17 protein-coding genes are annotated in these 17,145 nt (G+C 63.7%); 16 read left to right on the top strand and 1 reads right to left on the bottom strand.

The annotated features are described in order from the left end of the window. Positions 1 to 166: 166 nt before the first annotated feature. The 14 genes from dnaN to AC5P5X_RS17050 all read left to right on the top strand — a co-directional run bounded on the left by dnaN (position 167) and on the right by AC5P5X_RS17050 (position 15,429). Positions 167 to 1,267 carry a DNA polymerase III subunit beta gene (dnaN, locus tag AC5P5X_RS17115; RefSeq protein ID WP_005411731.1) on the top strand — a complete coding sequence of 367 codons (1,101 nt, stop codon included), beginning with the start codon at positions 167 to 169 and terminating at the stop codon, positions 1,265 to 1,267. A gap of 995 nt (positions 1,268 to 2,262) precedes the next feature. Next, entirely contained in the window at positions 2,263 to 3,357 is a 1,095-nt protein-coding gene (recF, locus tag AC5P5X_RS17110) for a DNA replication/repair protein RecF (RefSeq protein WP_005411732.1), read from the top strand. A 112-nt stretch (positions 3,358 to 3,469) separates the two neighbouring features. Next, positions 3,470 to 5,929 (top strand): DNA topoisomerase (ATP-hydrolyzing) subunit B, encoded by a 2,460-nt coding sequence (gene gyrB / locus AC5P5X_RS17105; protein ID WP_005411733.1) that lies wholly within the window; start codon positions 3,470 to 3,472, stop codon positions 5,927 to 5,929. A gap of 67 nt (positions 5,930 to 5,996) precedes the next feature. Further along, positions 5,997 to 6,842 (top strand): CPBP family intramembrane glutamic endopeptidase, encoded by an 846-nt coding sequence (locus tag AC5P5X_RS17100; protein ID WP_062606451.1) that lies wholly within the window; start codon positions 5,997 to 5,999, stop codon positions 6,840 to 6,842. Positions 6,843 to 6,913: 71 nt separating this feature from the next. Then, entirely contained in the window at positions 6,914 to 7,720 is an 807-nt protein-coding gene (locus AC5P5X_RS17095; RefSeq protein ID WP_005411735.1) for a M48 family metallopeptidase, read from the top strand. A gap of 132 nt (positions 7,721 to 7,852) precedes the next feature. Beyond that, positions 7,853 to 9,040, top strand: a complete 1,188-nt coding sequence (locus AC5P5X_RS17090) for a tetratricopeptide repeat protein (protein WP_005411736.1) — start codon at positions 7,853 to 7,855, stop codon at positions 9,038 to 9,040. Between the two features lie 143 nt (positions 9,041 to 9,183). Continuing rightward, positions 9,184 to 9,849, top strand: coding sequence for an energy transducer TonB (locus tag AC5P5X_RS17085; protein ID WP_164225556.1), 666 nt, complete (start codon positions 9,184 to 9,186; stop codon positions 9,847 to 9,849). A gap of 94 nt (positions 9,850 to 9,943) precedes the next feature. After that, positions 9,944 to 10,705, top strand: a complete 762-nt coding sequence (exbB, locus tag AC5P5X_RS17080) for a TonB-system energizer ExbB (RefSeq protein WP_005411738.1) — start codon at positions 9,944 to 9,946, stop codon at positions 10,703 to 10,705. A 62-nt stretch (positions 10,706 to 10,767) separates the two neighbouring features. After that, positions 10,768 to 11,193, top strand: a complete 426-nt coding sequence (locus tag AC5P5X_RS17075; RefSeq protein WP_005411739.1) for an ExbD/TolR family protein — start codon at positions 10,768 to 10,770, stop codon at positions 11,191 to 11,193. A gap of 3 nt (positions 11,194 to 11,196) precedes the next feature. Next, on the top strand, positions 11,197 to 11,610 hold the full coding sequence (locus AC5P5X_RS17070; protein WP_005411740.1) for an ExbD/TolR family protein: 414 nt from the start codon (positions 11,197 to 11,199) through the stop codon (positions 11,608 to 11,610). Between the two features lie 102 nt (positions 11,611 to 11,712). After that, positions 11,713 to 13,173, top strand: coding sequence for a cardiolipin synthase (gene cls / locus AC5P5X_RS17065; protein ID WP_012478630.1), 1,461 nt, complete (start codon positions 11,713 to 11,715; stop codon positions 13,171 to 13,173). A gap of 40 nt (positions 13,174 to 13,213) precedes the next feature. Beyond that, positions 13,214 to 13,483 carry a hypothetical protein gene (locus AC5P5X_RS17060; protein ID WP_005411742.1) on the top strand — a complete coding sequence of 90 codons (270 nt, stop codon included), beginning with the start codon at positions 13,214 to 13,216 and terminating at the stop codon, positions 13,481 to 13,483. A gap of 9 nt (positions 13,484 to 13,492) precedes the next feature. Beyond that, a complete protein-coding gene (locus AC5P5X_RS17055; protein WP_049395275.1) occupies positions 13,493 to 14,236 on the top strand; it encodes a pyridoxine 5'-phosphate synthase in 744 nt (247 codons plus the stop codon). A 101-nt stretch (positions 14,237 to 14,337) separates the two neighbouring features. Then, positions 14,338 to 15,429: a PA0069 family radical SAM protein gene (locus tag AC5P5X_RS17050; protein ID WP_049450315.1), complete on the top strand. Its 1,092-nt coding sequence runs from the start codon at positions 14,338 to 14,340 to the stop codon at positions 15,427 to 15,429. A gap of 148 nt (positions 15,430 to 15,577) precedes the next feature. Here the strand turns inward: AC5P5X_RS17050 and AC5P5X_RS17045 are convergent, their stop codons facing one another. Further along, positions 15,578 to 15,883 carry a hypothetical protein gene (locus AC5P5X_RS17045; protein WP_138970112.1) on the bottom strand — a complete coding sequence of 102 codons (306 nt, stop codon included), beginning with the start codon at positions 15,881 to 15,883 and terminating at the stop codon, positions 15,578 to 15,580. Between the two features lie 315 nt (positions 15,884 to 16,198). On the opposite strand from AC5P5X_RS17045, the gene AC5P5X_RS17040 reads away from it, so the two are divergent. Further along, complete coding sequence (locus AC5P5X_RS17040) at positions 16,199 to 16,795, top strand: hypothetical protein (protein ID WP_223846461.1); 597 nt, start codon at positions 16,199 to 16,201, stop codon at positions 16,793 to 16,795. Positions 16,796 to 16,909: 114 nt separating this feature from the next. Then, positions 16,910 to 17,137 (top strand): hypothetical protein, encoded by a 228-nt coding sequence (locus AC5P5X_RS17035; protein ID WP_062606456.1) that lies wholly within the window; start codon positions 16,910 to 16,912, stop codon positions 17,135 to 17,137. The last annotated feature ends 8 nt before the right edge of the window (positions 17,138 to 17,145 follow it).

The following is a 17,145-nucleotide window of genomic DNA, read 5'->3' as shown; positions in this document are numbered from 1 at the left end:
ACAGCTTTCCCCACCCCCTGGGGGTCGGTAATACAGAGGGTTTCGATGCCTGAAATCCTTTTATTTACAAAGACTTAGCGTTGTTTTCCAGCGATTCTGTCTCTACCAGCACCACCAAGCTTTTGATTTATTCCACATTTTTTAAAGCATAGGGGCACGGAACCACATGCGTTTCACACTGCAGCGCGAAGCCTTTCTCAAGCCGTTGGCACAGGTCGTCAACGTGGTCGAACGCCGCCAGACCCTTCCGGTTCTGGCCAATTTCCTGGTCCAGGTGCAGAACGGCCAGCTGTCGCTGACCGGTACCGACCTGGAAGTGGAGATGGTGTCGCGGATCGCGGTTGAAGATGCCCAGGACGGCGAAACCACCATTCCCGCCCGCAAGCTGTTCGAGATCATCCGCGCCCTGCCCGACGGCAGCCGGATTACCGTCTCGCAGACCGGTGACAAGATCACCGTGCAGGCCGGCCGCAGCCGCTTCACCCTGGCCACCCTGCCCTCCAACGACTTCCCGTCGGTGGACGAAGTGGAAGCCACCGAGCGCGTGGCCATCGGCGAAGCAACCCTGAAGGAACTGATCGAGCGCACTGCGTTCGCGATGGCCCAGCAGGACGTGCGCTACTACCTCAATGGCCTGCTGTTCGACCTGCGCGGCGATGCGCTGCGCACGGTCGCCACCGACGGCCATCGCCTGGCCCTGTGTGAAACCGATCTGGCCAAGCCCAGCGGTTCCAAGCGCCAGATCATCGTGCCGCGCAAGGGCGTGACCGAACTGCAGCGCCTGCTGGAGAGCGGCGATCGCGAGATCGAACTGGAAGTCGGCCGCAGCCACGTGCGCGTCAAGCGCGACGATGTCACCTTCACCTCGAAGCTGATCGACGGTCGTTTCCCGGATTACGAAGCGGTGATTCCGATCGGTGCCGACCGCGAAGTGAAGGTTGATCGTGAAGCACTGCGTGCCTCGCTGCAGCGCGCCGCGATCCTGTCCAACGAGAAGTACCGCGGCATCCGCGTGGAAGTCTCGCCGGGCAACCTGAAGATCAGCGCGCACAACCCGGAACAGGAAGAAGCCCAGGAAGAGATCGAAGCCGACACCACGGTCAGTGATCTGGCCATTGGCTTCAACGTGAACTACCTGCTGGATGCCCTCTCCGCGCTGCGCGATGAGGAGGTCATCATCCAGCTGCGCGATTCCAACTCTTCTGCGCTGGTTCGTGAATCCAGCAGTGAGAAGTCGCGTCACGTGGTCATGCCGCTGCGTCTCTGACAGCAGCCTGTTCCACGTGGAACCGAAGGACGCCCGGTATCTCCCCGGGCGTTTTTTTTTGCAGGTTCCACGTGGAGCATCGGAGTTCGCGGAATCTCCAGGTCTGGACGAATGTCTTGCTCGAGATTGCTGCTTGCCGATTGTTCTTGGTTGCCCCTCCGATGCAATCGGCCCTACGCGGTAGGAATCCAGGTTGCTGACCTGGGCGCTGCCCAGCCAACTTCGATCGAGTACGCAGTTCCGGGTCCTCAGCCTGATTGCAGGTGACCCGATCTGGTCGGATGGATGAAGCGGATCGCATCCGCTATCGCAGTGGTTGCTTCATCTGCAGACGTCACTGTCCACAGGCCCGGTTGGGGCCGGATCAGAGCTGGCCTAGCTTCTAAATCTGGGTATAAATCTAAAGCATGGTGGTGATGGTAGGCCCAGATTTCGTGGAAAAATGCATTATCCAATTGATTTTTAAGAGATTTATGCAGCTGAAACCCCCTGTATAGAGGCCCCTCAGGCTGGGGGGGAACCTGTGGATAGTTTGGCAGGTCGGGCAAAAGGACTTTTTTATCCACAGTTTGCCCATACCTTGTGTATAAGTCATACAGACCCGCTGTGGACAGCGTGAAACGAACGGGCTGAATTCTTTGAAATCTGTGGAACCCTCCATGGCATCGCATCGTAGATTTCAAGAAATCCGCGCGGTGTTCGCGCAACCCACCGTCGAGGGAACCTGGCGATGCTCGCGGAATGAGGCTGAAATCGCTGAAATCTGAAGGCCTGTACCCTGCGCCGCCGCTCAGAATTCAAGGATTCCCGGGCATATCCAGACCCAGGCGAGCCCAGATGAGGGAGCGCCACCACGTGGAACACGCGTAGGGTTGCCAGGCGGAGGCTTCAGCACAGTGGCGATGTCTGGCGCGCCACGGCTGGCTTGACCGATGCAGTAAGCTGATGGATTCCCTGTCCCACTACCGCCTCGTGCGGATGGTCTTTCGCGCCCCATGCTTATCCGCCGCCTCGCCCTGCACCAACTGCGTCGCTTCAGTGCGGTGGACCTGTCGCCCCAGCCTGGATTGAACCTGCTGACCGGCGACAACGGTGCCGGCAAGACCAGCGTGCTCGAAGCCCTGCACCTGATGGCCTACGGGCGCAGCTTCCGTGGCCGGGTGCGCGACGGTCTGGTGCGCCAGGGCCAGGAAGCGCTGGAGATCTTCGTGGAATGGGACGAACAGCGTGCCGATCACCCGCCGCACCGCCGAAAGGCCGGGCTGCGCCACAGTGGCCAGGACTGGAAGGGACGATTGGACGGTGAAGACGTCGCGCAGCTGGGCAATCTCTGCGCAGCGCTGGCCGTGGTGACGTTCGAGCCGGGGAGCCATGCACTGGTCAGTGGGGGGGGCGAACCTCGCCGTCGCTTCCTCGATTGGGGCTTGTTCCACGTGGAACCGGATTTTCTCTCCCTGTGGCGCCGCTATTCCCGGGCGCTGAAGCAGCGCAATGCTCTGCTCAAGCAGGGCGGGCCGTCGCGGATGCTAGATACCTGGGATCACGAGCTGGCCGAGGCCGGGGAACCGCTGACCAGCCGCCGTCAGCACTACCTGGAGCGTCTGCAGCAGCGCACGGTGGCCTTGGCCGCCAGCCTGGCTCCGCAACTCGGCATCCAGGGTCTGGAACTGAGCCCCGGTTGGCGGCGGCATGAGCTTCCCTTGGCCGATGCCCTGCTTCTGGCCCGGGAACGCGACCGGCAGGCCGGCTATACCTCGGTCGGCCCACACCGGGCAGACTGGAGTGTGGATTTCCAGAGCATTCCGGGCCGTGATGCGTTGTCCCGTGGTCAGGCCAAGCTGACGGCATTGGCCTGCCTGCTGGCGCAGGCCGAGGACTATGCGGAACAGCGCGGCGAATGGCCGGTTATCGCGCTGGACGATCTGGCCTCGGAGCTGGATCGCACCCATCAGGCGCGGGTGCTGGAGCGCCTGCTCAATGGGCCGGCACAGATCTTCATCACCGCTACCGAAACCCCGGCGGCGCTGCTGGACCTGACCCACATCGCCCGGTTCCACGTGGAACATGCACAGATCGTGGCTGTGCCATAGTGGGCACACCAGGGCCGCTCGACCCCGGCTGGTATAATTCGGGTTGGAATCCTTTCATTCTCGGCACATCGCTCCAAGCGGTGGCCGACCTGCGGAGCCTACGGCAAGCGCAATGAGCGACGAACAGAACACCCCGGCAAACAACGGCAATTACGACGCCAACAGCATTACCGCCCTGGAAGGCCTGGAGGCTGTCCGCAAGCGTCCCGGCATGTACATCGGTGACGTGCATGACGGCACCGGTCTGCACCACATGGTGTTCGAGGTCGTCGACAACTCGATCGACGAAGCGCTGGCCGGCCACGCCGACCACGTTGCGGTGACGATCCACGCCGACGGTTCGGTCTCGGTGTCCGACAACGGCCGTGGTATCCCGACTGGCAAGCACGAGCAGATGAGTGCCAAGCTCGGTCGCGAAGTGTCTGCAGCCGAAGTCGTCATGACCGTCCTGCACGCAGGCGGCAAGTTCGACGACAACAGCTACAAGGTTTCGGGCGGCCTGCATGGCGTCGGCGTCAGCGTGGTCAACGCGCTGTCGCAGAAGCTGCTGGTGGACGTGTTCCAGAACGGCTTCCACTACCAGCAGGAATTCAGCAACGGCGCCGCAGTGACCGCGCTGGCCAAGCTGGAAACCACCACCAAGCGCGGCACTACCGTGCGCTTCTGGCCGTCCACCGTCGCCTTCCACGACAACGTGGAGTTCCACTACGACATCCTGGCCCGCCGCCTGCGCGAACTGTCGTTCCTGAACTCCGGCGTCAAGATCGTCCTTGCCGACGAGCGTGGCGACGGCCGTCGCGATGACTTCCACTACGAGGGTGGCATCCGCAGCTTCGTGGAGCATCTGGCCCAGCTGAAGACGCCGCTGCACCCGAACGTCATTTCAGTCACCGGCGAGCACAACGGCATCGTCGTGGATGTGGCGCTGCAGTGGACCGACTCCTATCAGGAGACGATGTACTGCTTCACCAACAACATTCCGCAGAAGGACGGCGGTACCCACCTGGCCGGTTTCCGCGGTGCGCTGACCCGTGTGCTCAACAACTACATCGAGCAGAACGGCATCGCCAAGCAGGCCAAGATCAACCTGACGGGCGACGACATGCGAGAAGGCATGATCGCGGTGCTGTCGGTGAAGGTTCCGGACCCGAGCTTCTCCAGCCAGACCAAGGAAAAGCTGGTCAGCTCCGACGTGCGTCCGGCGGTGGAAAACGCCTTCGGTGCGCGCCTGGAAGAGTTCCTGCAGGAGAACCCGAACGAAGCCAAGGCGATCGCCGGCAAGATCGTCGACGCCGCGCGCGCACGTGAAGCGGCGCGCAAGGCCCGCGACCTGACCCGCCGCAAGGGCGCGCTGGATATCGCCGGCCTGCCGGGCAAGCTGGCCGACTGCCAGGAAAAGGATCCGGCGCTGTCCGAACTGTTCATCGTCGAGGGTGACTCGGCAGGTGGCTCGGCCAAGCAGGGCCGCAACCGCAAGAACCAGGCGGTGCTGCCGCTGCGCGGCAAGATCCTCAACGTGGAACGCGCGCGCTTCGACCGCATGCTGTCCTCCGACCAGGTCGGCACGCTGATCACGGCGCTGGGCACCGGCATCGGCCGAGACGAGTACAACCCGGACAAGCTGCGTTACCACAAGATCATCATCATGACCGACGCCGACGTCGACGGCGCCCACATCCGCACCCTGCTGCTGACGTTCTTCTACCGTCAGATGCCGGAGCTGATCGAGCGCGGTTACGTCTACATCGGCCTGCCGCCGTTGTACAAGATCAAGCAGGGCAAGCAGGAGCTGTACCTGAAGGACGACCCGGCGCTGGACAGCTACCTGGCCAGCAGCGCGGTGGAAAACGCTGCGCTGGTGCCGGCCACCGGCGAGCCCGGCATCGAAGGCCTTGCGCTGGAAAAGCTGCTGCTGGCCTACGCGGCCGCGCTGGATTCGATCGAGCGCAACGCACATCGCTACGACCGCAACCTGCTTGAAGCGCTGGTCGATTTCGTGCCGATGGACCTGGAAAGCCTGCGCGCTGCCGGCGAAGGCGAGGGCCTGGATGCACTGGCCAAGCGCCTCAACCAGGGCAGCCTGGGCAGCCCGCGTTTCACGCTGGAACTGCAGGAAGCCAACGACGAGCGCCCGGCCGCTGTGCTGGTGACCCGACGCCACATGGGCGAACAGCACATCCAGGTGCTGCCGATGTCGGCCTTCGAAAGCGGCGAACTGCGCGCGATCCACCAGGCATCGAAGCTGCTGCACGGTCTGGTCCGCGAAGGCGCGACCATTTCCCGCGGTGCCAAGTCGATCGAAGTCGACAGCTTTGCCAAGGCACAGAACTGGCTGCTCGAGGAGGCCAAGCGCGGCCGCCAGATCCAGCGATTCAAGGGTCTGGGTGAAATGAATCCGGAGCAGCTGTGGGACACCACGGTGAACCCGGAAACCCGCCGACTGCTGCAGGTGCGTATCGAGGACGCTGTCGCAGCCGACCAGATCTTCAGCACCCTGATGGGTGATGTCGTCGAACCGCGTCGCGATTTCATCGAAGACAACGCGCTGAAGGTCGCAAACCTGGATATCTGACACAATCGGGACACGGCCGGCGCGCGGGGAGGCGCGCCGGCCTTCGACTCTTGAACACAGGTACCTGATGTCAGCATCCGCCCCGGTTTCCGCTCCGCCCCCGGTTCCGCCGGCTTCTGCCGCGCCGCGTGCCATTTCGCCGTTGGCGGGGTTCTTCATCGACCTGGGCATCGCCGCTGTCACCCTGTTCGGCCTGAGCCTGGTCAGCGGCCTGCTGTGGGGACTGTACCGTGGCGTGGTGGTTGGTTACGCGAACGCGCAGGCTGGCGCTGGCGCACCCGACGCCAGTTCGGTCGCGGCGTCACTGGGCCAGCCCGGCGCGCTTGCGCAGATTCTCATGGCACTGTTCGCCACCGGTGGTGCCGCGTTGCTGCTGTACTTCTGGCGACGGCCGGCCAACGCCGCCGAGCGCCACGCCTCGCGCCAGGCGCTGCGCCGCCCCTCCACCTGGGGCTGGACCCTGCTGGTGGCGACCCTGATCGTGCTCGGCAGCAACGGCATCGCCTTCCTGGCCAAGCAGGTCGGCGTCGAGCCGGTCCCCACCAATCTGGCGCTGATGCAGAGCGCGATCGCACGTTTCCCGCTGTTCCTGGTGCTGTTCGCGGTGGTCCTGGCGCCGGCCTACGAGGAACTGCTGTTCCGCCGCGTGCTGTTTGGCCGCCTGTGGCAGGCCGGGCGGCCTGGGTTGGGCGTGGTACTGAGCAGCCTCGCATTTGCCCTGATCCATGAGATCCCTGGCACGAGTGCCAATGGCCCGGCCGAAATCGCACAGCTGTGGCTGGTCTATGGTGGCATGGGGGCCGCGTTCTGCTGGCTCTACCGGCGCACCGGCACGTTGTGGGCGGCGGTCACCGCCCATGCGCTGAACAATGCGGTCGCCCTTGCGGCGATGGTGTTCCTGGGGTCAACGTAAGGCCGCGTCCGCTTGACGAAAGATTAAGCCGCTACGCTACACACTCCGCATATGAACACGGGGGAGTTTCCATGAAACAACTGCTGCTGGCCCTTGTCATCACCACCCTGGTCAGCGCCTGCGCGACCACCACCTCCCCTACCGGTCGCCGGCAGATGGTGGGCGGCGTCTCGCAGGCGCAGCTGGACCAGCTCGGCGCACAGGCGTTCGCCGAAACCAAGCAGAAGGAAAAGATCAGCACCGACGGCCGCCAGAACGGTTACGTGCAGTGCGTGGTCAACGCCCTGGTCGCGCAGCTGCCAGCTCAATACCGTGGCGTACGGTGGGAGACGGCGGTATTCGTCGACAAGGAACCCAACGCCTTCGCCCTGCCCGGCGGCAAGGTCGGCGTGAACACCGGCATCTTCACCGTGGCCAAGAACCAGGATCAGCTGGCTGCCGTGATCGGCCATGAAATCGGTCATGTCATCGCCCGCCACCACGAAGAGCGCATCACCCGCCAGATGGGTGCGCAGACCGGGCTGGCCGTGCTCGGCGCGCTGGCTGGCGCAGCCTACGGCGAAGGTGCTGCCAGCACCGTCAACCAGCTCGGTGGCATGGGCGCGCAGACTGCCTTCCTGCTGCCGGGCTCGCGGACGCAGGAAAGCGAGGCTGACGTGATCGGCCAGCGGCTGATGGCCCAGGCCGGATTCAATCCGGCGCAGGCGGTCGACCTGTGGCAGAACATGATGGCCGCCAGCGGCGGTCGCAGCCCGCAATGGCTGTCCACCCACCCGGATCCGGCCAACCGGATCCAGGAACTGCGACGTGATGCCCCGGGCCTGACGCCGGTCTATCAGCAGGCGCAGGCGGCCGGGCTACGGCCAAAGTGCGGATGAGTGCGCAGTTCTATGCTGTATTGCAGCACATAAAACGATTTCTCACGCCATCTGTTTCTGATACGTTTGGCGGCTCAGATTTTTCTGACAGTCCGACTTTGCCGCTAACCGGCGGTTCGATCGAGGTGAACGATGATTTTCCGTAACCACAAAGCTGTGCTTTCCGTCCTCGTCGCGACCGCCCTGACCGGCGCCGTGGTCACCGATGCCTTCGCGCAGTCCTCGCGTTCCTCCGAGCGCGGCAACCGTGGCGGCAAGCAGGCCAAGGCCGAGGCGCTGTACCCGAACGCGACCCGCCAGGAGCCGACGGTCAAGGCTTCGGCCAAGATGGGCAGCAAGCTGCAGAAAATGATCGACAGCTACAACAAGGAAAAGTTCCCGGAAACCCGCACCCAGGCCGACGCCATCCTGGCTGACAGCGCCGCGAACGAGTACGACAAGTCGCTGGCCGCGCAGCTGGCCTCGCAGGCTGCCTACCAGACCGATGACGCCCCGGCTGCCATCGCCTACCTGAAGCAGGTCCTGCAGTTCAACGGCCTGGACAACAACGGCCACTTCCAGTCGATGCTGATGCTGGGCCAGTTGCAGCTGCAGGAAGACCAGACAGCCGAAGGCCTGGCAACCCTCGACAAGTACTTCGCCGAGAGCAAGTCGACCAAGCCGGAAGAACTGATCGCCAAGGGCCAGGCGCTGTACCAGCTGGAGCGCTACCAGGAAGCGATTCCGGTGCTGAAGCAGGCCATCGCCGGCTCCGCCGAACCGAAGGACAACTGGAACCAGCTGCTGATGGCGGCCCTGTCCGAAGCCGGCCAGTCCGGCGAAGCGGTCAAGGAAGCCGAGGCGCTGGCCGCCAAGAACCCGAACGACAAGAAGGCCCAGCTGAACCTGGCCAGCATGTACATGCAGGCCGACCAGATGGACAAGGCGGCCGCGGTGATGGACAAGCTGCGCAGCAGCGGCCAGCTCACCGAAGAGCGCGAGTACAAGCAGCTGTACTCCATCTATGCCAACACCGACAAAAAGGAAAAGGACGTCATCGCGGTCATCAACGAAGGGTTGCAGAAGGGCATCCTGAAGCCGGACTACCAGGTTTACCTGGCGCTGGCCCAGTCCTACTACTACTCCGACCAGGTGCCGCAGGCGATCGATGCGTGGCAGAAGGCTGCCCCGCTGTCCAAGGACGGTGAGACCTACCTGAACCTGGCACGCGTCCTGCATGCCGAAGGTCGCATCCCGGAGGCCAAGCAGGCCGCCCAGCAGGCGCTGGCGAAGGGTGTGAAGAACCAGGCTGATGCCAAGAAAATCATCAACCTGAAGTAAGTAGGAATAACGCCTGAATGCCTGCCCAGTTGATGCGCAGGCGCTCAGGATTGGTATAAGCTTGGAGGTTCCTGCGGTGTCATGCACCGCTGATCAGGGATTCCGCCCCCGGCATCCCGGCCCCACTATTGAGCTCTTGGCGCATGACGGAACAACTAGTCGTTCACCGGTACGAACAACCCGATGACAAGGGGCTGAGCTGGCCTCGCATCGTCGGCATCGCGTTTGTAATTGCCCTGCATCTGGCCGCCTTCATGATGCTCCTCATTCCCGCCGTGGCTCCCAAGGCCGTGGCTGAGAAGGAGCGCAACGTCATGGTGACCATCGTCGATGCGCCGCCGCCGCCGCCCCCGCCGCCGCCGCCGCCGCCGACCGATACTCCGCCGCCGCCGGTGAAGAATCTGTCGCCGCCGAAGCCGTCGCCGGTCCCGCCGCCGCCGCAGGCGCCGGTCGTGGACGTGCCGGAGCCGCGCCCGAGCGATATCGTCACCCCGCCGTCGCCCCCCGCGCCGCCGGCACCTGCGACCTCGATCGAGGCCAGCGTGGACATCTCGTCGAAGGCCATGAATCCGCCGCGCTACCCGCCGGCCGCCTTCCGCGCGGGTATCCAGGGCGAAGTGATCCTGATCATTGATGTCGATGCCAACGGCAACGTCACCAATGTCACGGTGGAAAAGTCCAGCCGTAACCGCGACCTGGACCGTGCCGCGATGGAAGCGGCTCGCAAGTGGCGCTTCAACGCCGCTGAATCTGGCGGTAAGAAGGCGGCAGGTCGCGTTCGCGTCCCGGTCAACTTTGCGCTGAACTGATGCGCCCGGGTGGCCGCATGGCCACCCCCGCTCCCGGTTCGATTGTTTAGCTTAGCTACACCCTTTATCACCACACACAACAAAGGTAAGCGTCATGCTGCAGGAAATTTTCATCGCCGCTGCTGCCGGGGGCAATCCGTCCAACGCCCTGTCGCAGATGGGCTTCGAGCACCTGATCCACGAAATGACCACCAAGCCGGGTGATTTCGCGGTTTCCTGGGTCGTGCTGCTGACCCTGATCGCCATGTCGGCCATGTCCTGGTACTGGACCGTCATCAACATCTTCCGTGCGACCCGCCTGAAGAGCGCTGCTGATCGCGTCGTCAGCCTGTTCTGGGATACCCCGAACGCGCAGGACGCCATCCGTGCCATGGAAGAGCAGCCGGCTTCGGAGCCGTTCTCGAAGATCGCCCTGGACGCTGCCCAGGCTGCTGCGCACCACCAGCGCGCTGAAGGCGGCGCCACCGGCGGCGTGGGTGAGAACCTGAGCCGTTCGGAGTTCGTCGACCGCGCCCTGCGCCAGGCCGTCACCCGCGAAAGCAACAAGCTGCAGTCGGGCATGACCCTGCTGGCCACCGTCGGTGCGACCGCTCCGTTCGTCGGTCTGCTGGGTACCGTGTGGGGCATCTACGGCGCCCTGATCAAGATCGGTGCCACCGGCTCCGCTTCGATCGACGCCGTTGCAGGCCCGGTGGGTGAAGCGCTGATCATGACCGCGATCGGTCTGTTCGTCGCGATCCCGGCCGTGTTCGCCTTCAACTTCTTCAGCAAGATCAACAGCGCGACCATCAGCAAGTTCGATACCTTCGCGCACGACCTGCACGACTTCTTCGCCACCGGCTCGCGCGTCCGCTAATTGCGGCGCGCGTCACCCAGCGACGAACGTAAGTAGTCACCAAGATCTAGACGGAGCCCGTTATGGCTTTCAGTAGTGGTAACAGCGGCGGCCCCATGGCCGACATCAACGTTACGCCCCTCGTGGACGTGATGCTGGTGCTGCTGATCATCTTCATCATCACGGCGCCCCTGATGTCCCACAAGGTCAAGGTGGATCTGCCGGAAGCCAACCTGATCCAGAAGCCGGAAGACGCTGAAAAGCGTTCCGGACCGATCACCCTGGCAGTCAAGGAAGACGGCTCGATCTACTGGAACGACGAAGAAATCAACAAGCAGACTCTCGAGTCGCGCTTGGCGACCGCCGCCCAGCAGACCCCGCAGCCGCCGCTGAACCTGCGTGGTGACCGCACCACCAAGATGCGCGTCATCAACGACCTGACCAAGGTCGCGCAGGAGCAGGGCATGCTGGACGTCGGCTTCGTCGCGACCAAAGAAAAGGGGCAATAAGCCATGGCATTCAGTAGTGGTGGTGGCAAGGGCCCCATGGCAGACATCAACGTCACGCCCCTCGTGGACGTGATGCTGGTTCTGCTGATCATCTTCATCGTGACCGCGCCGATCATGACGTACCCGATCGCCGTCGACCTGCCGCAGCGCGTGCTCAACCCACCGCCGCAGCTGGTCGAACCGCCGCCGCCGATCGAACTGAAGATCGACGCCAGCAACCAGGTCTCGTGGAACAACAGCCCGATCAATACCAGCGAGCTGCAGCAGCGGATGGAGCAGGAGGTCCAGCGTGACCCGACCAACCAGCCGGAACTGCGCATCGACGCCAGCCCGGATTCCGAGTACGACGTGATGGCCAAGGTTCTGGCCGCCGCGAAGAATGCTCAGATGAAGAAGATCGGTTTTGTGCAGCAGTAATCGCTACACCGCAACACAACAGTCATGACGCGACTGCAGACGCCCCTGGAGACAGGGGCGTTTTTTTTTATGCCTGCCGGCCTGGACCGCTATGATCGGCGGATGCTCGCCCTCTTCGACTCCCTGCGTCATTGGCTCGACGGCATCGCCCACCTTGGCTCGATCCTGGCGGTGGCCTATCTGCTGTATCTGTTCGCGCTGGCGGGCTGGATCATGCTGCAGAAGCGTGAGCCGGTCGCCACGCTGAGCTGGATCCTGTCACTGGCGCTGCTGCCCTACTTGGGCCTCTTCATCTACTACCTGCTGGGCCCGCAGAAGGTGAAGCGGCAACGGCTGCGCCGCGGACGCGCACGTTCGGGCATGGAGCACTACAGCGATGTCTGCCCACCGGATGCCGACTGCACCGAGCTGGCCAAGATCGCGCAGGCCACCACGGGCCTGGCGCCGAGCAGCGCGACCGAAGTGACCTGGCTGGTGGATGGTGCCGCTACCTACGCCGCTCTGTTGGAAGCGGTGGCGCAGGCTCGCGATCACGTGCACCTGGAGTACTACATCTTCAATCCGGACCATGCCGGCACCGCCCTGCGCGACGCCCTGGTCGAGCGCGCCCGTGCCGGCGTGCAGGTGCGCCTGCTGCTGGATGCAGTGGGTTCTTCCGCCCTGCCTCGCCGCTTCCTGCAGCCCCTGATCGATGCCGGTGGCGAGGCGGTCTGGTTCCATCCGCGGCAGCTGCTGAAGCCGTTCAAGCGGCCGTGGTTGAACCTGCGTACGCACCGCAAGCTGGTGATCGTCGATGGCCGGCTGGCCTTCACCGGTGGCATCAATATCACCGACGATGAAGACGAGAGCCGCAAGCCGAACGCCTACCGCGACCTGCACATGCGCATCCGCGGCCACGTCGTGCGCAGCCTGCAGCTGGTGTTCGCCGAGGACTGGCTCTATGCCAGTGGCCAGGATCCCTCGCGCATGGACATTGCCCGTCTGTGGCCGGCTGACATGCCGCTGCGCGGCGATGGTGCGATCAACGCCCAGGTGCTGGTCTCCGGCCCGGACTCGGGCTGGGAAACGATCCACCGCCTGCACGTGGCGGCCATCCAGGAAGCACACGAGCGCGTGTGGCTGGTGACGCCCTACTTCGTGCCGGGCGAAGCGGCGCGGATGGCGCTGACTTCGGCGGCACTGGGTGGACTGGACGTGCGCCTGCTGGTGCCGAAGATGAGCGACTCCTGGTTTGTCACCCAGGCCGCGCGCTCCTATTTCGACGAACTGCTGCACGCCGGGGTGAAGATCTACGAGTACGGCCCGCGCATGCTGCATACCAAGGCTTTCATCGCCGACGACGATGTCTGCATCGTCGGCAGCGCCAACTTCGACCACCGCAGCTTCCGCCTGAACTTCGAGCTGTCGATGATGATCAGCGACCGTGACCGTGTCGCCGCTCTGGCCGGGCTGCTGCAGGGAGAGTTCGACCGCGCCACCCGCGTGCACGACCAGGCCGGCCGTTCGCTGTGGCTGCACCGCCTGCCCGAGGCTTTCGCCCGGCTGGCCTCGCCGCTGCTCTGACGCAGCGCTACACTGCGGCGATCATCCGGGGAGCCCGACTATGTACTGGTTGTACCTGCTGCTGGCGCTGGGCTGTTTCGCCTTCGCCCTGAAGACCCCCAGCGCCGCATTGATGACCCTGTGCCTGCTGGCCGCCCTCGCCTTCCTGCTGGCCTGGGTGCGCGGTCGCTATGTAGCCCGCTTCGGCGACCTTCAGCGGGACCCTGCCACCCTTGTCGATGCCGAGGAGCTGCGCCGCCTGCGCGAGCAGGCCCAGGCCCGCCGCAATGTCGACGCCAACGACCACGATCCGTCCCCTCTTTCCAAGTAGTTCCGTTCCATGACCCAGCTCAGCGTCAACGTCAACAAGATCGCCGTCCTGCGCAATTCGCGCGGCGGCGCCGAACCGGACGTGGTGCGCGCCGCCCAGGCCTGCCTGGATGCCGGTGCACATGGCATCACCGTGCACCCGCGGCCGGACCGCCGCCATATCACCGCCGAGGACGTGCTGGCGCTGTCCACGCTGACCCGCGCGCGTGGCGTGGAATTCAACATCGAAGGCAACCCGTTCGCACCGCCGCGCGAGGGCTACCCAGGCCTGCTGCCGCTGTGCGCGCAGACCCGCCCGGCGCAGGCGACGCTGGTGCCGGATGGCGATGGACAGATCACCTCCGACCATGGCTTCGACTTCAAGCGGGATGCCGAGCGGCTGCGACCACTGATCGCCGAACTGAAGGCGAAGGGCTGCCGGGTCAGCCTGTTCGTCGATGCGGGCAACCCACTGCTGGAGCAGGCGGCCGACGTCGGTGCAGATCGTGTCGAGCTGTATACCGGCCCCTACGCCGAAGCACACGCGGCCGGCGACGCTGCGGCGATGCTGGAACTGTTCGCCACTGCGGCGCGGCGGGCGCAGGCGGTGGGCCTGGGCGTCAACGCCGGGCACGACCTGTCGCAGGACAACCTGCGCGATTTCCTGGCCCACGTGCCGGACGTGCTGGAGGTGTCGATCGGCCACGCGCTGATCGGTGAGGCGCTGTACGACGGCTTGGATGCCACCGTGCGCGGGTACCTGGCGTTGCTCTGACCGCTCTCCTGTAGCGTTGAGCCATGCTCGACGCAGCACCGCGCTGAACCCTTCAGGCAGCCGTCGCAGCCATTGAGACGGCTGCGGCGTAACCTGCCGCAATGGGTATCGCGATCAAGGGCCGAGGTTCCACGTCCCACCTTGCCGGGCGCTTTGAAAGCACCGTCAGCGAGGCGGTGGACGACGGCTGGGCGGTCGATGAGAGCGAGGAATTCCTCGCCCCGCGTCTGCGCACTGAAGTACGTGCCGAGACCGCACGCAGCATCATCAGCCGCAACACCTCACCGGACGTCGGCTTCAGCCAATCGGTGAATCCGTACCGCGGTTGTGAGCATGGCTGCTCCTACTGCTTCGCGCGCCCCTCGCACGCCTATCTGAACCTGTCGCCAGGCCTGGACTTCGAGACCAAGCTGTTCGCCAAGACCAATGCGCCGCAGCTGCTGCGCAAGGAGTTGTCGAAGCCGGGTTACGTGCCGCAACCGATCGCGCTGGGCATCAACACCGATGCGTACCAGCCGATCGAACGCAAGTTCAAGCTCACCCGCCAGCTGATCGAAGTGATGCTGGAAACCAGGCATCCGTTCTCGCTGATCACCAAGAACGCACTGGTCGAGCGCGACATCGATCTGCTCGCACCGCTGGCGGCGGAGAACCTGGTCAGCGTGCATTTCTCGGTGACCTCGCTGGACCCGCATCTCTCCGCAAAGCTGGAGCCACGCGCGTCGGCGCCGCATGCACGGCTGCGTGCGATGAAGCGCCTGCATGAAGCGGGCATTCCGGTCGGTGTGATGGTGGCGCCGGTGATTCCGTGGATCAACGACAGCGAGCTGGAAGCCGTGCTGGAGGCCGCGCACGATGCTGGCGCCAGCACCGCAGGCTACGTGCTGCTGCGCCTGCCGCTGGAAGTGGCGCCGCTGTTCCGCGACTGGCTGGACACCCATCATCCAGATCGCGCCGCACATGTGATGAGTACCATCCAGCAGCTGCGCGGCGGCAAGGACTACGACAGCCAGTTCGGCACCCGCATGCGTGGCCAGGGCGTGTATGCCGATCTGTTGAACAACCGCTTCAAGCTGGCGCGAAAGCGTCTCGGCTTCAATGCGCAGAACAGCCATTGGCCGAAGCTGGATTGCAGCCGGTTCGTGAAGCCGCTGACGCCGAAGAAGGATTCGCCGCAGGGAAGTCTGTTCTAGAACGCTGGACCGCTGCCCGGCTTACCGGCAACAATCTGCGCTTGGCCGGATGGCCTGCAAGCCAGGGAGGGATGCAGATGGATGACCCAGGATCCGTGACAGTGCGATGCCGTTCGCTTGACGACGAATCGGTTCGCACATGAAGCGCTCACATGCCTTCAGCTGTGGTGCGTTTCTGCTTTTCTGTGGTACCGATGCAGAGGCTGCCCGTGCGTTTGTGGTTGAAGACGCTGCCATGCGCGACCCCACCTGCCTTACGGTCGAGCCGCGCCAGCGGCTCTTCGCTTGTCACCAGATCGTTGCCGGGGACAGCCGAGTGATCGGGCTGAGACGATTCCGCACGTCGTGGAGGACCGACCGTTCCACCTTCAGCAAGCTCACGATCCAGCTCCCCGCTGATGCGAAAGCAGGCGACCGGTTCTCTGTCCCAAATGATCGAGTACGGATGTTCCATAGCAGAGGGTCCAGCGCGTTTGCCGGAAAGACGGGCTGCTACGCAGTGCCGGTCGCAGGGCAGATTACCGTGGTTTCCGCAGGAGACTTCGGCATCGAGGTCCAGGTCGATGCAACGTTTCGCTCTGCAAGCCCACTGCAGTGGCCGGGAGAGTGCGAGGCACCGACCACAGTGTCAGAGCATCTGAGAGCCAAGCCATTGTCTCTGGAGCAGCTTGATGCATGGACGGGAGTGCATGATCCGGAGGCATCCCCCTTCGAACAGGCACACCCCTCCAGACGTTCGCGCAACTGAATCCGCACGAACGTGCTGTACATGATGAAACGCACTCACTGCTTCCACGCCAGTGGTCTCCTTCTCTACCTTGCGAGCGTGCAGGTGGAAGCTCGCTCCATTCACGAATGCATCATCGTTCCGCAGGCCGCGATCGTCACTGACATGCCGGCTGGCCTGGACGAGTTCGAACAGCGTCTGTGGGTGGCAGATACAGGTCAGAGGGTGCGCAAGGGCACCGATACCCTCCTTCTGCTGCGCCTCTTCTCGGAGTCGCCAGGCGTGATCGACTCCCAGCAGTACATCAAGATCACAGGCAGCTTGAAGCGATACGCGCCCTCGTCGGAAGGGACGCCGGAGGTAGTGGATGCACGCCTCACCAGTGGCGGCGCGGGCTTTGTGCACAAGGGAGACAACTGGCTGTCCGATTCAGTCGACGTAGAACTACATCAGCCGCATGAGCGCGATAATCGGATGGAAGTCAAAGTGACGGCTGTCGGGTGGAACAGTTATCGAAAAGAAGACCGTTCCTTCTATCTCCAGTTCACCTGTCAACTGAAGGAAATCCCTGTCGAGAAGCTCAGTGCCTGGCAAGGAGGAAACGACGATCTCTGGGGATCCTTTGGTCCCACCCGATAGCCGGGTGGAACTGCCTGCATGCAATCACTTCTGCGACGACTGGCAATGCTGAAAATAGAAATTCATTCCCTGAGGTTCTAATCACGACTGGACGAGGATGCGTTCTTCTCCAGGTTGAACCAGATTCCGGGCGTGGTGTCTGTCGAAGGGTTCCTCAGGACGATCAACGTCTCTGTTGATCCGTCGGCTGTGGATGACGAAGATATGAGAGAGTTGATTTCGCTGTTCCAGCGCTATGGAATAGACATGCGCCAGCTGCGGAAACTGGAGACGGGAGAATTCAGCTCATGGATGCGGAACAGATCCGCCTACTGGTTCAAGTCGATGTATCCGGACCCGTGAGCACATGA

The sequence above is a fragment of the Stenotrophomonas sp. YJH_SMC_91 genome, from assembly GCF_059368495.1.
This window is presented reverse-complemented; position numbering and strand designations above follow the sequence as displayed.